The organism is Halomonas sp. LMYGS-3, assembly GCF_059509875.1.
In genome coordinates this window covers 15,277-30,358 of the sequence record NZ_JCAKFQ010000025.1, presented here as the reverse complement: position 1 = coordinate 30,358, position 15,082 = coordinate 15,277, and the positions used below count along the sequence as shown (strand labels likewise).

The 15,082-nt window shown below is 59.9% G+C and carries 13 protein-coding genes; 12 read left to right on the top strand and 1 reads right to left on the bottom strand.

What is annotated here, in order from left to right; genetic code table 11:
* Positions 1-17: 17 nt before the first annotated feature.
* The 4 genes from AC5W54_RS18180 (at position 18) to AC5W54_RS18165 (ending at position 4,810) form a co-directional block, all read left to right on the top strand.
* Entirely contained in the window at positions 18-1,025 is a 1,008-nt protein-coding gene (locus AC5W54_RS18180) for a Bug family tripartite tricarboxylate transporter substrate binding protein (RefSeq protein ID WP_495963507.1), read from the top strand.
* 189 nt (positions 1,026-1,214) lie between these two features.
* Positions 1,215-2,660 carry an acylating sulfoacetaldehyde dehydrogenase gene (gene sauS, locus AC5W54_RS18175; RefSeq protein ID WP_495963506.1) on the top strand — a complete coding sequence of 482 codons (1,446 nt, stop codon included), beginning with the start codon at positions 1,215-1,217 and terminating at the stop codon, positions 2,658-2,660.
* Between the two features lie 33 nt (positions 2,661-2,693).
* Positions 2,694-4,256, top strand: a complete 1,563-nt coding sequence (locus tag AC5W54_RS18170) for an AMP-binding protein (protein ID WP_495963505.1) — start codon at positions 2,694-2,696, stop codon at positions 4,254-4,256.
* Between the two features lie 71 nt (positions 4,257-4,327).
* The gene (locus tag AC5W54_RS18165) at positions 4,328-4,810 is read left to right on the top strand and encodes a universal stress protein (RefSeq protein ID WP_495963504.1); all 483 of its coding nucleotides are present in this window, start codon (positions 4,328-4,330) and stop codon (positions 4,808-4,810) included.
* Between the two features lie 110 nt (positions 4,811-4,920).
* Here AC5W54_RS18165 and AC5W54_RS18160 read toward each other — a convergent pair whose 3' ends face one another.
* On the bottom strand, positions 4,921-5,859 hold the full coding sequence (locus AC5W54_RS18160; RefSeq protein ID WP_495963503.1) for a LysR family transcriptional regulator: 939 nt from the start codon (positions 5,857-5,859) through the stop codon (positions 4,921-4,923).
* Between the two features lie 221 nt (positions 5,860-6,080).
* Here AC5W54_RS18160 and AC5W54_RS18155 point away from each other — a divergent pair, with 221 nt between their 5' ends.
* The 8 genes from AC5W54_RS18155 to AC5W54_RS18120 all read left to right on the top strand — a co-directional run bounded on the left by AC5W54_RS18155 (position 6,081) and on the right by AC5W54_RS18120 (position 15,034).
* Positions 6,081-6,992, top strand: a complete 912-nt coding sequence (locus tag AC5W54_RS18155) for a beta-keto acid cleavage family enzyme (RefSeq protein WP_495963502.1) — start codon at positions 6,081-6,083, stop codon at positions 6,990-6,992.
* A gap of 1 nt (position 6,993) precedes the next feature.
* On the top strand, positions 6,994-7,755 hold the full coding sequence (locus tag AC5W54_RS18150; RefSeq protein WP_495963501.1) for an SDR family NAD(P)-dependent oxidoreductase: 762 nt from the start codon (positions 6,994-6,996) through the stop codon (positions 7,753-7,755).
* Between the two features lie 108 nt (positions 7,756-7,863).
* Positions 7,864-8,946 (top strand): TAXI family TRAP transporter solute-binding subunit, encoded by a 1,083-nt coding sequence (locus AC5W54_RS18145; protein ID WP_495963500.1) that lies wholly within the window; start codon positions 7,864-7,866, stop codon positions 8,944-8,946.
* A 141-nt stretch (positions 8,947-9,087) separates the two neighbouring features.
* Positions 9,088-11,064, top strand: coding sequence for a TRAP transporter permease (locus AC5W54_RS18140; protein ID WP_495963499.1), 1,977 nt, complete (start codon positions 9,088-9,090; stop codon positions 11,062-11,064).
* A gap of 26 nt (positions 11,065-11,090) precedes the next feature.
* Complete coding sequence (locus tag AC5W54_RS18135) at positions 11,091-11,546, top strand: hypothetical protein (RefSeq protein ID WP_495963498.1); 456 nt, start codon at positions 11,091-11,093, stop codon at positions 11,544-11,546.
* A 129-nt stretch (positions 11,547-11,675) separates the two neighbouring features.
* A complete protein-coding gene (locus AC5W54_RS18130) occupies positions 11,676-12,170 on the top strand; it encodes an acetyl-CoA carboxylase biotin carboxyl carrier protein (protein ID WP_495963497.1) in 495 nt (164 codons plus the stop codon).
* Between the two features lie 70 nt (positions 12,171-12,240).
* Complete coding sequence (locus tag AC5W54_RS18125) at positions 12,241-13,614, top strand: acetyl-CoA carboxylase biotin carboxylase subunit (RefSeq protein WP_495963496.1); 1,374 nt, start codon at positions 12,241-12,243, stop codon at positions 13,612-13,614.
* Positions 13,592-15,034, top strand: a complete 1,443-nt coding sequence (locus AC5W54_RS18120) for a pyruvate carboxylase subunit B (RefSeq protein ID WP_495963495.1) — start codon at positions 13,592-13,594, stop codon at positions 15,032-15,034. The genes AC5W54_RS18125 and AC5W54_RS18120 overlap by 23 nt, the downstream gene beginning before the upstream one ends.
* Positions 15,035-15,082 lie beyond the last annotated feature (48 nt).

Below are 15,082 nucleotides of genomic sequence, written 5' to 3'. Positions count from 1 at the left end.
GACGAAGGAGACGCAACATGAACAACAAACGCCTGCTCCAAGAAAAGAAGCTGGTTACCGGAATCCTGGCAGGGGCGCTGCTGGCCACCAGTGGCGCCACCCTGGCAGAGGAATATCCGAGCAATCCCATCAACGTGACCGTGTCCTATTCGGCCGGCGGTGCGACGGACTTCCAGGCCCGGATCGCGACTTCGAAGGCGGAGACCTATCTTGGCGAGCCGATGGTGATCGTCAACCGGCCGGGTGCCGGTGGCCAGGTGGGCTGGAACTACTTGGTTCAGAACGGCAAGGACGATGGCTATGATGTTGCTGCCTATAACGTGCCGCACTTCATTGCGCAATCACTGATGTATGACACGCACTACAGCCTCGACAACCTGGAGCCCATCGCCAACTGGGGGGTGGACCCTGCTGTCCTCATCGTCGGTCGCGACAGTCCATTCGATACCATCGATGACCTGGTCGAATATGCCAGGGAGAATCCTGGGCGCGTCACTGTCTCAGGTGCCGGCCTCTTCGTCGGCCACCATATCGCCACACTCCAGCTGGAAAATGCAGCGGATATCGAACTCAAGTATGTGCCCACCTCCGGAGGCGTCGATGCTCTGCGCTTCGTCCAGGGCGGGCAGGTCATGGCCGGTTTCAACAACCTGTCAGATGCTTATCGGAGCCAGGACCGCCTGAAAATCCTGGGGATCGCCGATCTGGAGCGCGACGAGACATTCCTTCCCGATGTGCCGACCTTTCAGGAGTCGGGCTATGACATCGATGATTCCAGCGTCAACTTCCGCGGCCTGATGACTCGCTCCGGGGTCCCCGAGGAGAAGCTGGAAATCCTCTCCCAGGGCGCTGTGGAGATGTTCAACGATGACGAGGTGAAGGCCAAGATGAAGGAGGGGGGCTCTCCCATGCGCGTGTTGGATCGCGAGGAGCTGAAAAAGATGTGGCAGGAGCGTCAGGCCTATCTCGAGGAGCTGTTTGCCGGCCTCGATGCCGAAGAGCTGGAGGAAGCCGCCGAGGACTGATCACGACGGATCCGGCCCCGGGTATCCTGGCGGGATGCTGCAGCCGAGTCGCTGCCGCATCCCCACAACAACACTGAAGACTGCCGGCCGCGCGGTCCATGTCGCCCGGAGGAGTACAAGCAGGGCTCAATGTGTCTCAACTCATGTATCTAAGTTATTTAAGTCGTAAGATAATATGGAGCAACGGTTATGGTGAGTAGCACCCAAGTCAGTCAACGTCAGGATACGTTCGATGCCCGGGCGACTGTGGCCTCACTGGTGGCACGTGCCCGTGCCGCTCAGGCCGAGTACGAGAATTATGACCAGAAGCAGGTGGATGAGGTCGTGACGGCCGTCGCCTGGGCGCTGGTCCATCCCGAGCGCAATCGCCGGCTCTCCGAGCTTGCGGTCGAGACCACCGGACTCGGTAACGTCGAGGACAAGATCACCAAGAATCGCCGCAAGACCATGGGGTTGTTGCGGGATCTTCAGCAGGCGAAGAGCGTGGGTGTCATTCAGGAGCTGCCCGAGCTCGGCCTGGTGGAAATCGCCCGCCCGGTCGGCGTGGTCGGCGCCGTGGTGCCGTCGACCAATCCCGCTGCGACCCCGACCAACAAGACGATCAATGCCCTCAAGGGGCGCAATGCGATCATTCTGGCGCCATCGCCCAAGGGGCAGGCCGTCTGCACCCTGCTGCTGGAGTTCATGCATGCCGAGCTCGACCGGGTCGGTGCACCGAGAGACCTGGTACAGCAGCTGCCGACCCCGGTCAGCAAGGCGACCACCTATGAACTGATGAACCAGGTAGACCTGGTGGTGGTCACCGGCTCGCAGAACAATGTCAGGTCCGCCTACTCCAGTGGGACCCCGGCTATCGGCGTCGGAGCGGGCAACGTGCCCGTGATCATCGACGAGTCTGCGGACCTTGATGATGCAGCCCGGAAGATCACCGCCTCCAAGACCTTCGACAATGCCACCAGCTGTTCGTCGGAGAACAGCCTGGTCATCCTCGATGCCGTCTACGAGCCGGCCATCGCGGCCCTCGAGCGCAGTGGCGGCGTGATGCTGACGGCGGATGAGAAACGCCAGCTGGAAGAGGCCATGTGGATAGACGGCAGCCTGAGCCGGCACATTATCGCCAGGAAGGCTCCCGAGATCGCCCAGATAGCCGGGCTCGAGCGTCCTGAGCTGCAGTCGGCCACTTTCTTTATGGTCGAGGAGCAGCATGTTGGCAAGGACTACCCCTTCTCGGGAGAAAAGCTTTCCCCGGTACTGGCCGTTTACCGCGCCGGTGACTTCGATGGCGCTTTCGAGCAGACCAGACGCCTGCTCGACCATCAAGGGAAGGGCCATTCCTGTGGCATTCATACCGATGACGACGCGCATGTGCGTCGGCTGGGTCTGGAAATGCCGGTCTGCCGCGTGATCGTGAATCAGGCTCATGCCTTCGCCAATGGTGGCAACTTCGACAACGGCTTGCCGTTCTCGCTCTCCATGGGCTGCGGCACCTGGGGGAAGAACAGCATTTCCGACAACCTCAACTACCGGCACTACCTCAATGTTACACGGATTTCACGCACGATTGCGCCGAACGAACCGACCACCGAAGACCTGTTCGGCACCTACCTGAACAAGTACGGCCTTGCCAGTTCCTGATTAATACAAAAGCAATGGGAGAATGATGGCATCATGACGATTCAACATCAGATCAACAGTTTGGCTGCCGATTGCGGGGACAGGACCTTTCTGATCGCTCCGGAGAGTGGCGAGCAGTTTTTGTTCTCGCAGCTTCGCGAGCGAGTAGCGCAGGTGTCGGCTCAGCTAGACGCCATGGGATGCCGCGCGGGCGAGCATGTCGCCATGCTCATGGACAATGGCCAGTGGACGGCGACGCTTCTGCTTGCCCTGATGGCCAGCGGTCGCGTCGCGGTCCCCCTCAACGCGATCGCTGGCGAAAGCCAGCTGGAGTACGTGCTGGAGCATTGCGACGCCAACACCTTGTTCGCTTCACCCCAGCACCTGGAGCGGGCCCATGCTCTCGGCAGCCGGGTTGCGCGTCCGGTCTGTGTCGTTCCGACCTGCCCGGATCGAGGACCGCAATGGCCCACGAAGGCCGAAGCCGAGGATCCCACCCTTCCCGCCGTCGAACCCGATGACAGCGCACTGCTGATGTATACCTCGGGTACCACAGGCAAGCCCAAGGGGGTGCTGCTCACTCATCGGAACGTGATCGCCGGTGGCATGAATACGGTGGAGGCCCATGCACTGTCCAAGGCAGATAGGGGGCTATGCGTGCTGCCGTTGTATCACATCAATGCAGAGATCGTCACGCTGATCGCGCCGCTGATCAGTGGCGGCAGCGTGGTGATGCCCCACCGTTTCAGCACGAGTTCCTTCTGGGAACTGCTTCGCGAACACAGGTGCACCTGGTTCAGTGTGGTGCCCACCATCATCGCGTACTTGCTGGAGCGGGGTGACAGTCGGGAAACAAACGTCAAAGACAATCCTGACTATGCTCAGGTTCGCTTCGGTCGTTCGGCGTCTTCGGCCCTGCCGGCCTCCAGTCACAAGGCGTTCGAGCAAGAGTTTGGCATCCCCTTGATCGAAACCATGGGCCTCACCGAAACGGCGGCGCAGATCCTGTCCAACCCCTTGCCGCCGTTCCAGGCCCGGTACGGCTCACCCGGTATCGCGTACCGCAATGAGGTAAGGGTGGTGACCGAGCACGGGCAAGAGGCGACGAGAGGAGAGATCGGTGAGCTCGTAGTGCGCGGTGATAACGTGATGCAAGGATACTACAAGAATCCCCAGGCAACCGCGGAGTCGCTGGATTCGGATGGCTGGCTGCACACGGGGGACCTCGGCTATCAGGACGATGAGGGCTTCTTCTTCATTACCGGCCGGCTCAAGGAGCTGATCATCAAGGGCGGTGAAAACATCGCGCCGCGCGAGATCGACGATACCCTGCTGAAGCATCCCGTCGTACTGGAGGCGGTAGCCTACGCCATCGAGGACGAGAAGTATGGTCAGGAAATCATGGCGTGTGTGGTTTTCAAGAGCGGCCAACAGGCGAGCGTGGAGGAACTGATCGGCTTCTGTCATCAGGAGCTAGGCAAGTTCAAGAGCCCGAAGGGTATCCATATCGTGCAGTGGTTGCCGAGAGGGCCCTCCGGGAAGGTGCAGCGGTTGAAGATTGCCGATATGCTCGAAGAGTTGATCGAAGAACAGCATATGGTCGCCGATCGGGCCTGAGTCTGTTCGCCACCGGCGTGACGTCAACCGGCCTGGGATTCTGGCTCCCGGGCCATTGTGGAGTGCGAATCATGCAGTTCAACATCAAACGCATTCTTTATGCGACAGATCTCGGTCCGCACGGGCCCAATGTCTTCCGTTGCGCCGTCAGCATTGCCGAGAAGTACGGAGCGTCCATCAATATCGTACATGTGGTCGAAGAGCCAGCCATTCTCCGTAACAACATCGCCGAGCGTTATATCTCGAGCTCGGTGATGGAAGGTTACAGGGAATCCACCTTCGATGAGCTCATCGGCGAAATGAAACGGCGCCTGGAGCAGTTCAGTCAATCGACCCTGGAATCGGAGGAGTCGGTGCAGGCGAGGGTCGCCGAAATCAAGGTGCTCACCGGTCGACCAGGCCGCGCGATTCTGGCAGAGGCCGATCGCATTGATGCCGACTGTATCGTACTGGGCTCCCGTCGCTACTCAGGGATGAGTGATATGATCATTGGGTCGGTGGCGAGGAAGGTCACCCTCAAGTCAACGCGCCCCGTTTTCCTGTTTCCCGTCTGATTTAATAGGAGGGGATGGAAGCGATGGCCAAATGAGAATGCTCGAACCATCGCTTTCTCTATTGACACCTCATGGCTACCTTGATCTCCGTTACTGATGGCCAGGCACGGTCATGAGAATGAGAGATCTTCAGGCGCTCCAGGTATAGTGACCATGGAAGAAAAATATTCTTTTATGTATTCGATGAATGCTTGCGTAACACAGCGTACTGGCATGTCTTTGAGCTGTACGGAAACAACTTTTAACGAACGTAGCGGCTCGATAAGGGGAAGTGACTTGACGACAGTGCCGTCGTAGGTGGACTGTGCTCTTGGTACTAGGCCGAGCAGACCATAGCCCAACCCATTGCCAGCCATCGCACGCACCATTTCGAAAGTCTTGGGAAGATATTGCAAGTTGGGGCGAATTCCTAAAGTGGTGAACAATGACAGAAGATATTCTCGCGAATGGGGTAGGTCCATGAGAATGAGTGGTTCTGGTGCAAGTTTTTTTAACGACACAGCCGTCTGCTGGGCAAAAGGGTGATCTTCCGGCAGGACGGCGTGAGGTGGAATTTCCGCTAAAACCGTAACATCGAACTCTTCAAGCTCGCAAAGATCGAAGGTCAACGCCAGTTCGTAGCGTGCATCACGGATTCCATTCAGTATCTCTGCCTGGTCCCGCTCATGGAACTCGACCTCCACGTCGGGATAGCGTCGCTGGAACCCTGCCAGCAAAGAGGCAAAATAGACCGGGGCTAGATTAACGAAGCATGCCATCCGGATCCTTCCCGATAACTCTGCATCAAGCTTTCCTGCCATTGTGTGAAACTCTTCGGCATGGGCAAGCAGCACCCGTGCCTTAGGGAGTAGCTGCTGGCCGGCGGGTGTCAGCATGACACCGCATGCGGGCTTGCGAATGAACAGTTTCTGATTGAAGGATTCTTCGAGGTGCAAAATGGATGAGGAAACCGAAGGTTGAGAGATATGCAGGCGGCGAGCTGCTGCTGTGACGCTGCCCTCCTCGGCGGTGGTGACGAAGTAGCGAAGGCTGCGGAGTGAGATGTCCATAGCTTTGTCCTTTGGATTTCATCGGAAAACATTATTTGCTTTATACTAGCCCATGTCTAGCCTGTGAGGAAGCTCGGTTGATAAAGGATCTGATCTTTTGCTGGATGGGCTTATATCACCCTTATAGAGTGTTGTGCCTACGGTATTCATTGAAGGATACAGAATTTGTTGTCATGAAGGGCTTGGCTTAGTTCGATCTCCTGCGCTGAGGATAAGCAACAATGAAAGCGAACATGTACAAGAATGACCCAGTTGTCTTGACCGTTGCCACTACCGGGGGGTTGCATGGCAAGGAGGCGAATTCTGCTCTACCCGAGCAGCCAGAAGAGATCGTTGCGGCGTTTGAGAAATCCTTCTCTGCTGGCGCCACGATTGCCCATATTCATGTCCGAGATAAGCAGGGGCGTACTTCGGCAGATCCCGGAATTTATAGCGAGGTGATTACCGGAATCAACGAGCGCTGCCCGGGAATGATCACCCAGGTCGGTAACGGCATCGGTATCCGACGCGAAGGGGAAGGGCATTGGAGCGGCTTCACCCAGGAACAACGCATGGCGCTGCTGGACCTGGACCCGGCTCCGGACATGCTGACGGTTAACGCCGGCACCTTCCATTTCGCCCACAAGGATGCGGAGTTTCTGTTCGACAACTCCAAGGGGTGGAACCGTGAATTCATTACTGCCTGCAAGGAGCGGAGGATCGTCAACGAGCTCGAAGTGTATGATATCAGTCACATTGAAAATATGCTTCAGCTACGCGATCAAGGGGTGCTCGAAGAGCCGCTGCACTTCAGCTTTGTGTTGGGAATCAACGGTGGTATGCCCGCTGACCCCAAGTATCTGATGATGATGCTCGATGCCATCCCCGAAAGCTCTAGCTGGCAGATCGTCTCCATCGGTCGCTCCCAGCTTCCACTGACCACCATAGCCGTCGCCATGGGTGGGAACATGCGCACAGGCTTCGAGGATACCGTGCATTACCAGCGCGGCGAATTGGCGAAGAGCAACGAACAGCTGGTGTCGCGTGCCGTGCGCATCATCAGGGAACTCGGCCGTGACGTCGCGACCATCGATGAGACAAGACAGCGGCTCCACATGCCGGTGGCCCCTACCACCCGGACGGCAGGGGCCTGAGATGCCCGATCCATTATTCGATGTGGCGGAGAAGGTAGTGTTTGTCGCCGGGGGGGCCCGTGGCCTAGGGCGCGCCCTGAGCCATGAGCTTGCCGTGCGTGGTGCACACCTTGTGATGGCCGACCGCCTGAGGGACGAGGGCGAAGCGGTGGTCGAGCAGCTACCCGGCCATGGCCATGGTTTCCAGTTGCTCGATCTCACCGATCCGGCGGGGGTCGAAGACGCGATGATCACGACGCGATCGCGGTTCGGGCGTGTCGATGTCGTGCTCAACAGTGCCGGCATCGCCAACATCGCCCCTGCCCTCGAGCTCTCCGTCGAGGATTTCGAGAAGACCATGGCGGTCAATGTCACCGGTGCCTTTGCCTTGTCGCGAGCAGCGGCGAGGGTCATGCAAGCGCAAGACGAGGGGCGGATCATTCATCTTGCCTCCGTTTCCAGTCGCGTGGTCAATCCGTGCTATGCGGCCTATTCGTCCAGCAAGGCGGCGTTATCGCAACTGGTAAAGATCCTGGCGCTGGAGTGGGCCGGGCAGGGCATCACGGTGAATGCCATTGGTCCGGCGATGACGCCGACGCCGCTGACGGAACGGCAGCTACTGGCTGATGAGGCCAGTCGTGCGCGGGCCCTGGGAAAGATTCCCATGGGTCGGTTCGGGACACCAGAGGACCTGCTGGGTGCGACCTTGCTGCTGGCTTCCGCCGCAGGCGCGTTCATTACCGGGCAGACGATTTTCGTCGATGGCGGTCGTACGCTGATCTGACGTTAACGCGGCGAGGGACCGGCCGAGGTAGATTCACCAGATCAACAACAAGATGGCGCCTGGCGCCAATTAACCGGAGAGATCCGGGATACTTCGGGAGTAGCCACCATGAAAAAATGTTTCAGCACACCCATCCGTTCACTACTCGCTGCGATAGCGATTGCCGCCGTGCCCTTGGCGGCCGTGTCCACGGTCCAGGCGCAGACGATGGTACCCATCCTCACCTGTCCGCTCGGCTGCGGCCTGCCTGAGGCGCACACGATCCTGGCGGCGCAGATGGCGCGCGCGGATTCCGACATCCTGCCGGCGGCCCAGGAGACGCCAGGATTCATGTACAACGTGCGTGCGATGGCGGACGAATCCAACTGGCAGAAGACCATCTTCGGCACCGAGGACACGGTCATCCAGGCGGCCTTCCAGGGTGGCACGCCTGAGCTTCAGCGCTTCGTGCCCGAACCCATCCCGATCAAGTTCAAGTTGCTGTTCGGGGAAGGGCTGGTCGCCCAGGGCAAGTTCTTCGTGACCCTGGATCCGGATATCAGCAGCATCGACGACCTCAAGGGGAAGCGCGTGTCCATCGGCTTGCCGACCCAGAGTGACTGGGGCATGACGGCCAGCCTGCTGCTGGAGCATAGCTACGGCATCACCGAGGAAAATACCGACATTCGCTATGTCACCCCGCCGGTGATGACCCAGCAGCTGATCGACGGCAACACCGATGCGGCCCTGATGGCGCTGATCACCAATGCCGACGGTGACATCTGGTGGACCAACAACCTGACCAGCCAGCTCGAGGCGTCCGGTGCGACTATCCGCTATCTGCCGGTCACGGAAGAGGCCATCGATACCCTCAATGAAAAGTTCAGCATGACCCTGCTCAAGCTGACCGTTCCCGCCGGTAGTCTGCCGGATCAGGACGAGCCGTTCATGGTTGGCGGCAATCGCATCTACGAGGCCGTCCACCCCGATTTCCCGGAGGATGTCGCTTACAAGATGGTGAAAGCGGTTGCCGAATTCGGTCCCAAGCTGCGCGACTCCGGCCAGGGCATCTGGCGGTTCTGGTCGCCCGGCAACATGGTGGCCGGTCTCTCCGAAGAGAATGCCCACCCCGGTGCCATCAAGGCCTACAAGGAACTCGGCTGGTGGGAAGACCGCACCGACTATGAGCCGGTTACCTACCCCGAACTCTAACCCGCCCCGCCTGCCAGCAGAGGGAGGGGCCCCGCTCGGGGGCCCTTCCCGACCAGATGGACCATATCCTTCAGTGGTAATGACTCTATGACTTCGCAAGGTCTTTCAGTTATCAGGGCGGTAGCCAGAGTGCTCGAGGCCATGCTGTGGCTGGCCGGGCTCTCGATGGTGGCGTTCATCGGCCTCGGGGTATTCGGGATGGTCTCCCATGGTCCCGAGTTCTATGTGACCTTTGCCCTGGGCATCATCGTCATGGCGGGTCTCCTGGCCTTCATCGATTTCGTCGATCAGCTCAGGAATCACCTCAGCGGGGTGACCAAGGTTCCCGACAATCCTGAGGCGCTGCGGCGCGCCAGCTTGCCCTGGGCATCCATCAAGGCCGTGATCGCGTTGTTGGCGACAGTTAGTGGTTTGATCGGAATGGGATATTTTCGCCTGAACGTCGAGGACCTGGTGATGAACGCGCCGTTCTTCGACCAGACGGCGATCGACATGGGCTACCTGATCATCTTCGCTATCATCGCCCTGACCTGGCTGCACTGGGGTTGGTTGCTGTCGTTGCTGTCGGGCCTTGCCATCGCGTACTTCTTCTTCGGCGACCTCATCCCCATCGCCCTGTTGCGCCATCCGGGCTACAACGAAGCCTTCATCATGAATTACGTGACCCTGAATACCAATCAGGGCTTCTTCCAGTTTTCCGGCGTGGCGGCCGACGATATCTACCTCCTGACCTACTTCGGTGTCGCGCTGCTCGGCGTCGGCATGCTACGCATGATGATCGAGGTGGGGCGCGCCGCGGGCAACCATGTCCGGGGTGGGGCTGCGCTGCCTGCCGTTCTCGGCAGTAGCGCCATCGGGTCCGTCATGGGTCAGGCCGTCTCCAACGTGGTGCTGACGGGGCGCCTGACCATCCCGATGATGAAGCGCTATGGCTATGACCCGGCCATGGCGGGTGCCATCGAAGCCACGGCCTCTACCGTGGGACAGTTGATGCCACCGGTACTGGGGCTCGCGGGCTTCCTGATCGCTTCCTTCCTCGGGATGCCCTATGTCACGGTCGCCCTGGCGGCGCTGATTCCCGCCATGCTGTATATCTTTGGCGCGACCATCTCCATCGCGGTCTATGCGATGCGCGAGGAACTTCCCAAGCTCAATGAGGTGGTGGAATCCTCGCTGATCTGGCGCATGTTGCCGACACTGGTCATCTCGCTGGGCCTCGTCGTCTGGCTGCTGCTTGGGTTCCGTTCCCCGGGCTTTGCCGCTTTGGTTGGTATCGTGTCGGCGCTTGTCCTGGCGTTCTTCCAGGGGCGCTATCGCCCCAGCTGGTTGGATCTCAGGAGTGCCCTCCGCGAGGGCATGTACCTGACGACGATCCTGTCGCTGTTGATCCTGGCAATCGGGCCGCTGGGGCAGGTCATGGTGACCACCAACCTTTCGGGGCGCATGGCGAGCATGCTGGCGACCATGCTGCCGGATGTGCAGTTGCTGTTGCTGGTGGGGGCGATGGTGCTGTCCATCCTACTGGGGATGGGGCTGCCGACGCCGATTGCCTATGTGGTGGCATCGCTGGCGATGGTGCCTTTCCTTCAGGAAGCCGGCGTGCCCGCCTTCCAGGCCCATTTCTTCGTTTTCTATTTCGCCGTCTTCTCGACCTTGACACCACCCATCGCCGTCTCGGTGCTGGCGGCCGCGAAGCTGTCGTCGGCCTCTTTCCGTGACACCGCGATGAATGCGATGAAGATAGCCGGCACGACCTTCATCATCCCTTTCGCCTTTATCTTCAATCCCCGCTTGCTTGGTTTTCCCGATGTCGATGCCAGCATGATCATGCCGGTCATTGAAGTGCTGGTGACCCAGGTCGCGTTCGCGATCGCCGCCTACGGTTACTGCTTCAAGCGGCTGGGGAGTGTCGAACGCTGGGCGTTCGCGGTGCTGGCGGTGATCGGGTACTGGACGCTGACGACCTACGGACGGCCCGTGGTGCGCGACATCATCCTGCTGTCCAGCACCCTGACCCTGGTGAGCTGGTGCTGGTTCACGGCACGGCTGGCACGCGCTGCCGTTCCCGCCGATCTTGGTAGCCAGACCACGTCACACAACGCGCGGCATCGGACGTGATGCCACGAGCAGAGGTGCAATCAGACATGACTCTCACGTATGCAGAAGTGTCCCGAATCCTGACCATCATCGATTCCGCCAGGGAGGAGGATCTGGATCTCTCGCTGGGTGGTCTCCGGGTCGCCGTCACCAGCTGGCGCCAGGCGGCAGAGGCCGCGGCGGCGTCCGGGGCTCCCGCTCAGGCCGAGGCGCTGCCAGCCGGCAAGCCGGAGCCATTACCCCAGCCGCTTCAAGAGGTCCGCGCGAGGCAACTCGGCTACTTTTTTGCCGCTCCTGGGCTGCAGGTCGGGGGCCAAGTGCGGAAGGGTGATTCGGTAGGCACGATTTCAGGGCCCGGCGATAGCACGGAAAGGGTCGAGGCCCCCATGGACGGGCGGATCGTCGACCTCTGCCTGGACGATGGCGACTTCGTCGAATATGCCCAGACCCTGGCTATGCTGGACACCACCACCGGTGAGGGAGGCAGCGGGACCGGGACCTAGCCACAAGTTGGTCGCGAGCAGGCGGCTCGCCCCTCCGCGCCGGCGCGGGCATGAGTAGGTCGGATGCCTTGCGTGATCGACTATCCCGTGGGGGATGTCACTTTCATCATTTAGCGAAGGTAGAACACGATGAGCTTAACGCATAAGGAACTTGTCGAAATTCTCTCCCACCTCGAAGAGAGCACTTGCGAGGAGTTCAGCCTCCAGATGGATGGCATCGACTTGTTGCTGCGGCGCAAGGTCGAGGGGGCGGGAGCCTCACTGTCCCCTGCAAGGTCACGTCCTCGCCGCCAGGCGCGTTCGTCCGACGAGACCGGGGACCAACCGGCCGAGCCCCAGGCGTCATCCCCGGCGTCTCAAGCGCCATCCGGTGGCGCGGGTCATGTCGAGCTGGTCGCGCCCATGAATGGTGTCTTCTATCGTCGACCATCACCCGATGAGCCGACCTTCGTCGAGGTGGGCGATGAGGTAAAGGAAGGGGACCCCCTGTGCATCATCGAAGTCATGAAACTCTTCTCGACCTTATATGCGCCATGTTCAGGCCGTGTCGCCTCCATCAATGTGGAAGACGGCATGGGCATAGACAAAGGCCAGGTCCTTATCGCCATCGATGCCAGCCAGTGAGCCCTGCGAAGGACTCGTTCATGAAGTCAGTCACTCATTCTGACTCCCGTGATTTGGTCAAGGGTAAGATATGAAAAAACTTCTTGTAGCAAACCGAGGCGAGATTGCACTGCGGATCATCAAGGCCTGCCGCAAGGCTGGGGTGACGTCGGTGGCAGTGTATTCGGAAGCCGATCGCCACTCCCGGCATGCCTGGATGGCCGATGAGGCAGTGTGTATCGGCCCTGCTAACGCCGCGCAGAGCTATCTCGATGTCGAGAAGCTGCTGTTCGTGGCCAAGGCCACGGGTGCCGATGCCATCCACCCCGGATACGGTTTCCTGGCCGAGAATGCCGGTTTCGCCCGTGCCTGCTCAGAGGCGGGGCTGACCTTCGTCGGTCCCAGTGCCGAGATGATCGATCTCATGGGTGACAAGGTCATGGCGCGCCAGGCCGCATCGCGAGCTGGGGTGCGCGTCGTGCCCGGCACGGACGGCGGCTTTACCCTGGCCGAGTTGCCCCAGGCCATGGCGATGATCGAGGAGATCGGCTTTCCCCTGTTACTGAAGGCGGCCGCTGGCGGAGGAGGGCGTGGTATGCGCGTTGTCCGTTCGGCCGCTGAGTTCGAGGGGGAATTCAGGCAGGCCACGCGCGAGGCAGAAGCCGCTTTCGGTGACGGAACCATCTACATGGAACGCTACTTTGACAAGGCTCGCCATATCGAGGTCCAGGTACTCAGTGATCGCCACGGCCAGCATACCCACCTGGGCGAGCGCGACTGCACAATCCAGCGTCGCCACCAGAAGTTGATCGAGGAGAGCCCGTCTCCCGCACTGAATGATGCGGAGCGCAAGGAAGTGTGCGACATGGCCGTTGCACTCACCAGTACGATGCACTATGAAAACGCCGGCACCGTGGAGTTCCTGTACGACACGGTGAACGGTGGCTTCTTCTTCATCGAAATGAACACTCGCATCCAGGTGGAGCATCCGGTGTCCGAGATGGTCACCGGCGTCGATATCGTTTATGAGCAATTGCGTATTGCATCCGGAAAGCGTATGCAGTTGAAAACCTCAGGGGAAAAGCCCTGGGAGCATGCCATTGAATGGCGCATCAATGCCGAGGATGCCTCCCACGGGTTTCAGCCCTCCCCAGGGATGATAACCCGCTGGCACTGCCGTCATGGGCGAGGCATACGACTCGATTCTCACGTCTACCCAGGTTACACGGTCCCCGCCCAGTACGATTCCTTGTTGGGCAAGCTGATTATCGGCGGCCACACGCGGGAGGAGGCGATCGAGCGCTCGCGCCAGGTACTTTCCACCTTCCTCATTGAAGGTGTCTCGACGACCATTCCCTTCTATCTACTGCTCATGGAACAGCCGGAATTCAAGAGCGGCGACGTATACACCCGTTGGGTGGACGACAATATCGGGAGGCTCTATGAGTGGGCAAAGGCAAGTTAAGCTGATCGATGTGACGCTGAGGGATGCCCATCAGTGTCTGTGGGCCACCCGCATGACCACTGGCATGATGAAACCCATCATCGGCCACCTGGACGATGCGGGCTTCGAGGCGATCGACCTGGTGGGCGGTGCCGTCTTCGATGTCTGTGTACGCTTCCTGCGGGAGGACCCCTGGGAACGGATGCGGATCGCCAGCCAATGGGCGAAGAAGACCCCATTGATCGTCCATCACCGTGGCCAGAGCCTCTTCACCTTCAAGTATTTTGCCGATGATGTGGTGGCCTTGACAGCCGAGCGCATGATGGCCAACGGCATCACCTACCACACGACCTATGATGCCTTGAATGATGTGCGCAACCTCGAAGTGCCGATTCGTGCCGCCAAGCAGGCTGGGCTCTATACCTCCTCCGGCTTCGTCTATACGGTCAGTCCTGTCCACACGGACGAGTACTATGTCCGCAAGATCAAGGAGATGGTCAAGCTGGGGGCCGATGCCATCTACCTCAAGGACCCCAGTGGTCTGTTGACGCCGGAGCGTGCCGCCACTCTCGTGCCGGCGGCGAAGCAGGCGTGTGGTGACCTGCCTCTTGGCATCCATAGCCATTGCCTATCGGGATTGGCGCCGTATGTGCTGTTTCGCTGTGCCCAGCTGGGTGCCGATGTGCTGCACACGGCGACCTCCACACTGGCCAACGGTGCCTCTCACCCGGCGACGGAGAGCATCGTGAACAACCTGCGCCACGCCGGGATCGATGTTCCCCTGGATTTGAGCAATATCGAGGAAGCCGCGGACAAGCTGCGTTACATCGCCTGGAAGGAAGGCAAGCCCACCGGTGAGATCCGCGAGTACGACGAGTTCCATTTCCATCACCAGGTGCCGGGGGGAATGATCTCCAACCTGCAGGCCCAGCTGGTGGGCATGGGCATGGAGCATCGTCTCGAGGAGCTTCTGGAGGAGGCGGGGCGCGTGCGCCAGGACCTGGGCTACCCGATTCTGGTGAGTCCCTTTGCCCAATACGTCGCGACTCAGGCGTTCCTGAACATCACCAGTAAACACCGCTACGACGCCGTGGCCGACGAGATCCGGCAGTACGTGCTCGGCTACTTCGGGGAAGTCCCCGGCAAGATCGAGCCGGACCTGTTCGACAAGCTTACGCGTGGCAAGGAACCGGTCACTGGGCGAACCGGCTCCTATATCGAGCCACAACTGGAGGCAGCACGTAAGCGTCGCGGTCGCTCTGCCTCCGATGATGATATCTTGCTTTCGGTATTCTACGACGATCGTGAGTACGATGCCCTGAAAGCGGCGGGCCCGATCAATACCGATTACGTTATCGGTGACTCACCGGTCGGTGCCTTGGCCAAGGGGCTGGCAGAGCGACCATGGATCCGCTCCTTCGCGATAACGACTGACAGCTAGCGGATTGGCGGGGGATCATGTCGGGCTGTGAAAGCGGCTATCCCTCGC

Bases quoted from the DNA above. Each gene is read 5' to 3' on its own strand.
- sauS (WP_495963506.1), top strand. From the start codon at position 1,215: ATGGTGAGTAGCACCCAAGTCAGTCAACGTCAGGATACGTTCGATGCC.
- AC5W54_RS18180 (WP_495963507.1), top strand. From the start codon at position 18: ATGAACAACAAACGCCTGCTCCAAGAAAAGAAGCTGGTTACCGGAATC.
- AC5W54_RS18125 (WP_495963496.1), top strand. From the start codon at position 12,241: ATGAAAAAACTTCTTGTAGCAAACCGAGGCGAGATTGCACTGCGGATC.
- AC5W54_RS18150 (WP_495963501.1), top strand. From the start codon at position 6,994: ATGCCCGATCCATTATTCGATGTGGCGGAGAAGGTAGTGTTTGTCGCC.
- AC5W54_RS18145 (WP_495963500.1), top strand. From the start codon at position 7,864: ATGAAAAAATGTTTCAGCACACCCATCCGTTCACTACTCGCTGCGATA.
- AC5W54_RS18170 (WP_495963505.1), top strand. From the start codon at position 2,694: ATGACGATTCAACATCAGATCAACAGTTTGGCTGCCGATTGCGGGGAC.
- AC5W54_RS18155 (WP_495963502.1), top strand. From the start codon at position 6,081: ATGAAAGCGAACATGTACAAGAATGACCCAGTTGTCTTGACCGTTGCC.
- AC5W54_RS18135 (WP_495963498.1), top strand. From the start codon at position 11,091: ATGACTCTCACGTATGCAGAAGTGTCCCGAATCCTGACCATCATCGAT.
- AC5W54_RS18160 (WP_495963503.1), bottom strand. From the start codon at position 5,859: ATGGACATCTCACTCCGCAGCCTTCGCTACTTCGTCACCACCGCCGAG.
- AC5W54_RS18140 (WP_495963499.1), top strand. From the start codon at position 9,088: ATGCTGTGGCTGGCCGGGCTCTCGATGGTGGCGTTCATCGGCCTCGGG.
- AC5W54_RS18130 (WP_495963497.1), top strand. From the start codon at position 11,676: ATGAGCTTAACGCATAAGGAACTTGTCGAAATTCTCTCCCACCTCGAA.
- AC5W54_RS18120 (WP_495963495.1), top strand. From the start codon at position 13,592: ATGAGTGGGCAAAGGCAAGTTAAGCTGATCGATGTGACGCTGAGGGAT.
- AC5W54_RS18165 (WP_495963504.1), top strand. From the start codon at position 4,328: ATGCAGTTCAACATCAAACGCATTCTTTATGCGACAGATCTCGGTCCG.